The 6,354-nt window shown below is 73.8% G+C and carries 7 protein-coding genes; 4 read left to right on the forward strand and 3 right to left on the reverse strand.

Going from position 1 to position 6,354, the window contains the following annotated elements:
* Positions 1 to 202: 202 nt before the first annotated feature.
* Complete coding sequence (locus tag AB0D66_RS33950; RefSeq protein WP_362311017.1) at positions 203 to 625, forward strand: YjbQ family protein; 423 nt, start codon at positions 203 to 205, stop codon at positions 623 to 625.
* Positions 626 to 739: 114 nt separating this feature from the next.
* Complete coding sequence (locus tag AB0D66_RS33955; protein ID WP_362311012.1) at positions 740 to 2,080, forward strand: LCP family protein; 1,341 nt, start codon at positions 740 to 742, stop codon at positions 2,078 to 2,080.
* 41 nt (positions 2,081 to 2,121) lie between these two features.
* On the opposite strand, the gene AB0D66_RS33960 is transcribed toward AB0D66_RS33955, so the two are convergent.
* Genes AB0D66_RS33960 through AB0D66_RS33970 form a run of 3 tightly spaced genes read right to left on the reverse strand, consistent with a single transcriptional unit; the run spans position 2,122 to position 3,769 of the window.
* Positions 2,122 to 3,090, reverse strand: a complete 969-nt coding sequence (locus AB0D66_RS33960; protein WP_362311013.1) for an NAD(P)-dependent alcohol dehydrogenase — start codon at positions 3,088 to 3,090, stop codon at positions 2,122 to 2,124.
* Positions 3,087 to 3,317 carry a helix-turn-helix transcriptional regulator gene (locus AB0D66_RS33965; protein ID WP_362311018.1) on the reverse strand — a complete coding sequence of 77 codons (231 nt, stop codon included), beginning with the start codon at positions 3,315 to 3,317 and terminating at the stop codon, positions 3,087 to 3,089. Before AB0D66_RS33965 ends, AB0D66_RS33960 begins: the two co-directional genes overlap by 4 nt.
* A 23-nt stretch (positions 3,318 to 3,340) precedes the next feature.
* Positions 3,341 to 3,769 (reverse strand): hypothetical protein, encoded by a 429-nt coding sequence (locus tag AB0D66_RS33970; protein ID WP_362311014.1) that lies wholly within the window; start codon positions 3,767 to 3,769, stop codon positions 3,341 to 3,343.
* A 114-nt stretch (positions 3,770 to 3,883) separates the two neighbouring features.
* Here AB0D66_RS33970 and AB0D66_RS33975 point away from each other — a divergent pair, with 114 nt between their 5' ends.
* Both AB0D66_RS33975 and AB0D66_RS33980 read left to right on the forward strand, forming a co-directional pair.
* Positions 3,884 to 4,984 carry a M20 family metallopeptidase gene (locus AB0D66_RS33975; RefSeq protein ID WP_362311015.1) on the forward strand — a complete coding sequence of 367 codons (1,101 nt, stop codon included), beginning with the start codon at positions 3,884 to 3,886 and terminating at the stop codon, positions 4,982 to 4,984.
* A gap of 90 nt (positions 4,985 to 5,074) precedes the next feature.
* A partial coding sequence (locus AB0D66_RS33980) for a serine/threonine-protein kinase (RefSeq protein ID WP_362311016.1) occupies positions 5,075 to 6,354 on the forward strand: 1,280 nt, incomplete at its 3' end.

Here is a 6,354-nt window from a genome sequence, read left to right on the forward strand (position 1 = left end):
GGCCGTCAAGGAGCTCACCTACATGCCGTGGGTGGAGAAGGTGGGCCGGGCCTTCTACGACGAGGGCGTCAACGGCACCACGGTGGCTGGCTGCCCGGCCGGGCCCCCGACGATGCGCGGGGCGGCCGGATTTCAGCGGAACGGCCGCACGGCGGGGCGCGCCCCCGCCGCCCTCCGGCCGGTGCGGCGGGACGATGGAGGAATGGCAGACACCTTCACCAGCCGGACCCTCGACGTCGTCACCGGCACGTCGGAAACCGTCCACGACCTGACCGCGGCCTGCGCGGAGTTCCTGGCAGAGGCCGCCCGCAAGCGGGACGGGCTGCTCAACGTGTTCACCCCGCACGCGACCGCGGGCCTGGCCGTCATCGAGACGGGCGCCGGCAGCGACGAGGACCTCCTGGAAGCCCTGCGCACCCTGCTGCCCGCGGACGGCCGCTGGCGGCACCGGCACGGCTCCCCCGGGCACGGCCGCGACCACGTGCTGCCCGCGATCGTGCCGCCGCACCTGACCCTGCCGGTGATCGGCGGGGCGCTCGCGCTCGGCACCTGGCAGTCGGTGGTGCTGGTCGACACCAACCGGGACAACCCCGAGCGCACCGTGCGGCTGTCCTTCCTCGGCTGACCGCGACCGCCACTAGGCCATGAGGCGGCTGATCCGGGCGCGTAGCACCGTGACACGCACACCGACCCCTTACTGTCCGTTTAGTTAGATAATCGGACGATTTGGAGATGTGCGGTGCGTCGTCTCGCTGTTGCCCTCACCACGCTCGCGACCCTTGGCACCGGCGCCCTACTGGTCCCCCAGGCCGTCTCGGCCCACCAGGCCGGTCCCGGCCGGGGTACGAACATCCTCGTCGTCGGCATCGACAGCCGCGCCGGCCTCTCCGCCGCCGAGAAGAGACGGCTCCACGTCGGCGGCAAGGGCTGCAACTGCACCGACGTGATGATGCTCGTCCACCTGTCGGCAGACCTGAGCCGCGCGAGCCTCGTGTCCATTCCGCGCGACTCCTACGTCGAGTACGCGAGCACCGCCGCCGGCGAACCGGCCCGATGGGGCAAGATCAACGGTGCGTACGCGCACGGCGGCGGCCCCCTGGCCGTGCGCACCGTCGAGAAGGCCACCGGCCTGCACGTCGACCACTACCTGGAGACCGGCTTCACGGGCTTCGAGCAGGCCGTCAACGACCTCGGCGGCGCGACCGTGTGCACGGACAGGCCGCTCAAGGACGAGAACTCCGGCCTCGACGTCACCGCGGGCGTCCACCGCACCGACGGCAACGGCACGCTGCGCTACGTCCGGGCCCGGCACGTCAACCAGCGTCCCGGGGACCTCGGCCGCGTCCGCCGCCAGCAGCGCATGGTCAACGACCTCCTGGCCCGCCTCACCGCCGAGGGCGCTCTGAACGGTCCCGCGAGCACGGCGCGCACCGCCCGGGCCCTGCTGAAGTCCGTGCGCACGGACGCGCGCACCAGCCTGCACGACCTGATCCGGATCGGCTGGTCGCTCGGTCGGCTGCGCGCGGACCGCACCGAGTTCGCGACCGTGCCGATCCGCCTCTTCGACCACCGGGTGCCGGGGGTCGGCTCCACCCTGGTGTGGGACGAGCCCCGGTCCGCGGCGCTGTGGGAGGCTCTCGGCGCGGACCGCCCCATCACGGGCGACACCCGCATCCAGCCCGTCCCGCAGACCCCGGTCCCGACCAACCCGGCCGTCATCCCGGTCCGGGTGGACGACGCGGCCGTGGCCGCCGCCCTGACCGCGAGCGGCTTCGCCGCGACCACCGCGGGGCCCGCACCGGCCACCCGCCCGGCCGGGCCGCCGGTGATCACCTATCCGGCCGGCCGGGACGAGGAGGCGGCGACCCTGGCGGCCGCCCTCCCGGGCGCCGTCCTGCGGCCGGCCCCGAAGCAGGCGGCCTTCGACGTCGCCGTCGGCGGCGAGCCCGTGCGGGTCAGGACGGTCACCTACGACCGCAACACCGTGGACGGGGCCCCCGCCACCGCCGACCGGCTCCGCTGCGCGGGCGCCGCCGGGCAGCCGGCGCCCGCTCCCGCCCCGGCCGTCGCCGGACGGTAGGGCGGCGGGGCGGCGGGGCGGCGTCCGCGGTGCGCGGCGCTTCAGACGCTGATCGCGATCTTGCCGCGCACCCGGCCCGACCGCAGGCGCCCTATGGCGTCGGGGACTTCGGCCAGCGGGTAGGTGCGGTCGACGGCCGGCGTGATCGTTCCGGACTCGAGGAGTTCCCCGAGGGCGCGCAGGTCCTCGGGCTTCGGGGTGGAGGCGAGGACCCGCACCCGGGAACGGATGAAGGGGGACACCAGCAGGGCCCCCAGCTGGCGGTGGTAGCCGCCGAGCCAGCGGCCGTCGGTCTCGCCGCCGACCATGACCAGGGTCCCGCCCGGGTTCAGCACCCGGCGCAGCCGCCTCAGGGAGTGGTTGCCCGCGATGTCGAGGACGAGGTCGTAGCGCCGGCCGCCGCCGGTGGGGTCCTCGCGGGCGTGGTCGAGGACCTCGTCGGCGCCCAGCGAGCGGACCAGGTCCGCCTTGGCGGCGCTGCAGACGCCGGTGACGTGGGCGGCACCCAGCGCCTTGGCCAGTTGGACGGCGTAGCTCCCCACCCCTCCCGAGGCCCCGATCACCAGGACCCGCCCGCCGGGCCGCAGCCGGCCGGCGCGGCAGGCCTGCAGGGCGGTGGACCCGGAGATCGTGACGACCGCCGCCTGTTCGGGTGTGAGCCCGGCCGGACGGGGCGCGAGCGCGTCCTCCTTGGCGCAGGCGTACTCCGCGAAGGCGCCGGTGCAGGAGCCGTACACCTCGTCGCCGGGCCGCAGCCGGGTGACGTCCGGGCCGACCGCCTCCACGCGGCCCGCCACGTCCATGCCCGGGACGCGCTGCCTGGGCGCCCGCAGGCCGAAGCCCGCGCGCAGCGCCATCGGCAGGCCCGACATCAGGTGCCAGACGCCCATGTCCACGCCGGCCGCCCGCACGCGCAGGAGCACCTCGCCCCGGCCGGGCACGGGCCGTTCGATCTCTTCGAGGCGCAGGACGTCGGGCGTTCCGTAGCTGTCCTGGACGATGGCTCTCATGAAGTGCCTTCCTCTGTGTCGGTGTTGCCCGCGCCGCCCGGGTGGGCCGCGTACTGGAAGACGGCGTCGAGGGGGACCCCGAACACCTGGGCGATCTGGAAGGCCATCTCCAACGACGGGGAGTAGCGGCCCTGTTCGATGGCGATGACGGTCTGCCGGCTGACGCCGATCCGGCGGGCGAGCTCGGCCTGGGTCATCTCGCCGTGGGCGAAGCGCCGGGCCCGGATCGTGTTGGTGACCCGCGTCGCCTTCACCACGGGTGGAAACCGAACCGGTAGGAGACGACCTTGACCGCCGAGCCGACCACCGACGACAGGACGAAGGCCAGGAAGATGGCGTTGGCGATCCAGAACGGAGCGGCTTCGGCCATCGCCAGCACCAGGCCGCCCACCGCGCCGATCACCACCAGCGACTGCCCCACGTACTCCCCGAAGCGGTGGATCTCGCGGTCGCGCTGGTCCTTGACGTTCGCCTCCCGCGGCGCGGCCGCGGCGATCACGACGTGCGCGGCGATCGACACGGCGATCGACAGGCCGACCGTCCACAACAGGGCTTCCACGTAGGGCGCCTGGGGCAGCGGCACCGCCGCGGGGTGCCCCAGCACCACCCACAGGTACGCCGCGTACGACACGACCGCGACCACGAGCATGCTCCAGGCACGCTTCTCCTCGACTGCCACTTGCGCTCCCACTCCCCCATGTCAAGAAAACCAGACACTCGGAGTGTCAAGCAGTCGCGACATCGTGTCAAGCATTCTTTACCTCGGATGACGGCTGCCACTAATCTGTGCGGTATGACGACGCACAAGACCGAACAGGTGAGCGTGAACGCGATGATCGAGGACCTCCGGGTGCTCGTCGAGACCGAGTCGCCCTCGCGCGACGTCGACGCCCTGACGGCGTCGGCCAAGGTGGTCGCCTCCGTCATCGAGAGCCGCCTCGGCGGGCAGGCCGTCCTCGTCGACAGCGAAGCCGGGCCGCACGTCCACTGGTCGGGGGGCGGCGAACCCCGGGTGCTCGTCCTCGGCCACCACGACACGGTGTTCCCCCTCGGCACCCTCGAACGCCGCCCGTTCAGGGTCGAGGACGGGCACGTGACCGGGCCCGGAGTCTTCGACATGCTCGGCGGCCTGGTCCAGGCCGTCCACGGCCTGGCGTCCCTCGAGGACCGGTCGGGCGTCGAGATCCTGGTGACCGCCGACGAGGAGGTCGGCTCGCGCTCCTCCCGGGCCCTCATCGAGGAACGGGCCCTCGCCTGCGGCGCGGTACTCGTGCTGGAGGGGGCCGCCGACGGAGGCGCCCTGAAGACCGGCCGCAAGGGCTGCGGCACCTTCCAGGTCTCCATCGCGGGCCGGGCCTCGCACGCGGGCCTCGAGCCCGCGGCCGGGGTCAACGCCCTGATCGAGGCGGCGCACCAGGTACTGGACATCACGGCGCTCGGCCGGCCCGAGATCGGCACGACCGTCACCCCGACCGTCGCGTCGGCGGGAACCCTGGACAATGTCGTCCCCGCCGGGGCGACCGTCGTCGTCGACGTCCGCGTCGAGTCGGACGCGGAGAAGGAGCGCGTCGAATCCGCCTTCGCGGCGCTGGCTCCGCACCTCGACGAGGCGGAGATCTCGGTCGAGGGAGGGTTGGGCCGGCCCCCGATGCCCGAGTCGGCGGCGGCCGGGCTCTTCGCCGTGGCGCAGCGGCTGCTCCCCGGGATCGAGGGCAAGGCGGTCGGGGGCGGGAGCGACGGCAACTTCACGGCCGCCCTGGGGGTGCCCACGCTGGACGGCCTCGGGGCGGTCGGCGGCGGAGCCCACGCCGACCACGAGTACGTGGTGGTCGAGGCGATGACCGAGCGGGCCACCCTCGTAGCGGGTCTGGTGACGGAGCTTCAGCGACGCTAAGTGCCGGTCGGGCTCGGCGTGTTGGCACGCGAGGGCATCCGGTAGATTTCTGGAAACTGATTCCAATTTCCTAGCGGGGGCGGGGCTGACGTGCTGGAGCTGACGGGGAGCGGGGCCGAACCCCTGGAGGAGGGGGATCCGCGCCGGATCGGCACGATCGCGCTGGCGGGCCGGCTCGGGGCCGGCGGCATGGGGCGGGTGTACCTCGGGGTCCAGGACGGCCGGTACGTCGCCGTCAAGCAGCTGCTGGCGTCCGTCGTCGGCGAGGACGCGGACTTCCTGCGCCGCTTCGGGCACGAGCTGGACAATCTCGCCCGGCTGCCCGCGGAGGCCACTGCCCCGCTGCTCGACAGCGACCGGACGGCGAGGCCGCCGTGGTTCGCCACCGCGTACATCCCCGGGCTCACCCTGCGCGAGGCCATCGGACTGCACGGCGGCCCGCTGCCCGCGGACGCGCTGTGGCTGCTGCTGCGGGAGGCGGCGGCGGGTCTGGCCGCGGTGCACGGGCTGGACATGGTGCACCGGGACCTCAAGCCGTCGAACGTCATGCTGACCCTGGACGGACTCACCCTCATCGACTTCGGCGTCGCCCGCGCCGCCGAACAGAGCCAGCTGACCAGGACCGGCATGGTCGTGGGCACGCCCGCCTACATGGCGCCGGAACAGGCCACGGGGAAAAGGCGGTTGAGCGGAGCCACCGACGTCTTCGCACTGGGCTCGGTGCTGGCGTACGCGGCCTGCGGCCAGCCGCCGTTCGGCGACGAGTCCGGGCACGGCGTGCTGTACCGCATCGTCCACGAAGCGCCCGACCTGGAGCCGTTGCGGGAGCTGGACCAGGAGCTCGCCGAGCTCGTCGGGTCCTGCCTCGACAAGGACCCCGAGGGCCGGCCCACCGCCGCCGAACTCCTCGAACAGGTCCGCCGGAAGAGCCCGTCCGACTCCCCGACGTGGCCGGCCGCCATCACCGAGAGGCTGACCGAGCGGGCCGCCTTCGCCGCCCAGGTGCAGGACATCGACGTTCCGACGGTCCCGCTCACGAGCGGAGGGCCGGCGCCCGCGACGGAGCCTGCGAAGCAGCCCGGGAAGGAGCCGGCGAAGGCCACCGGGCCGGAGCCGGCGGCCGCGTCCGTCCCGGAAGGCCTCGTACAGCCCGAACGGACCGCGAAGCCCGAGCGGCCCGAACGGCGTCGCCGCACCCGCGTCCTGTTCGCCGTCGTGCCCGTCGTCGTGGTCGCGGGCGGTACGACCCTCGCCCTCCAGCACCTGCCGTACACGGTCCCGCCGCGGACCGGTGCCCAGGGAACCCCGGGCACCTGCACGGCCGACCTCACCGCGCGCCCACTTGATGGGCTTGCCGTTCTCGGCGGAGA

Origin of the sequence: Streptomyces sp. NPDC048270 (assembly GCF_040652335.1) — a bacterium.
GTDB lineage: Bacteria > Actinomycetota > Actinomycetes > Streptomycetales > Streptomycetaceae > Streptomyces.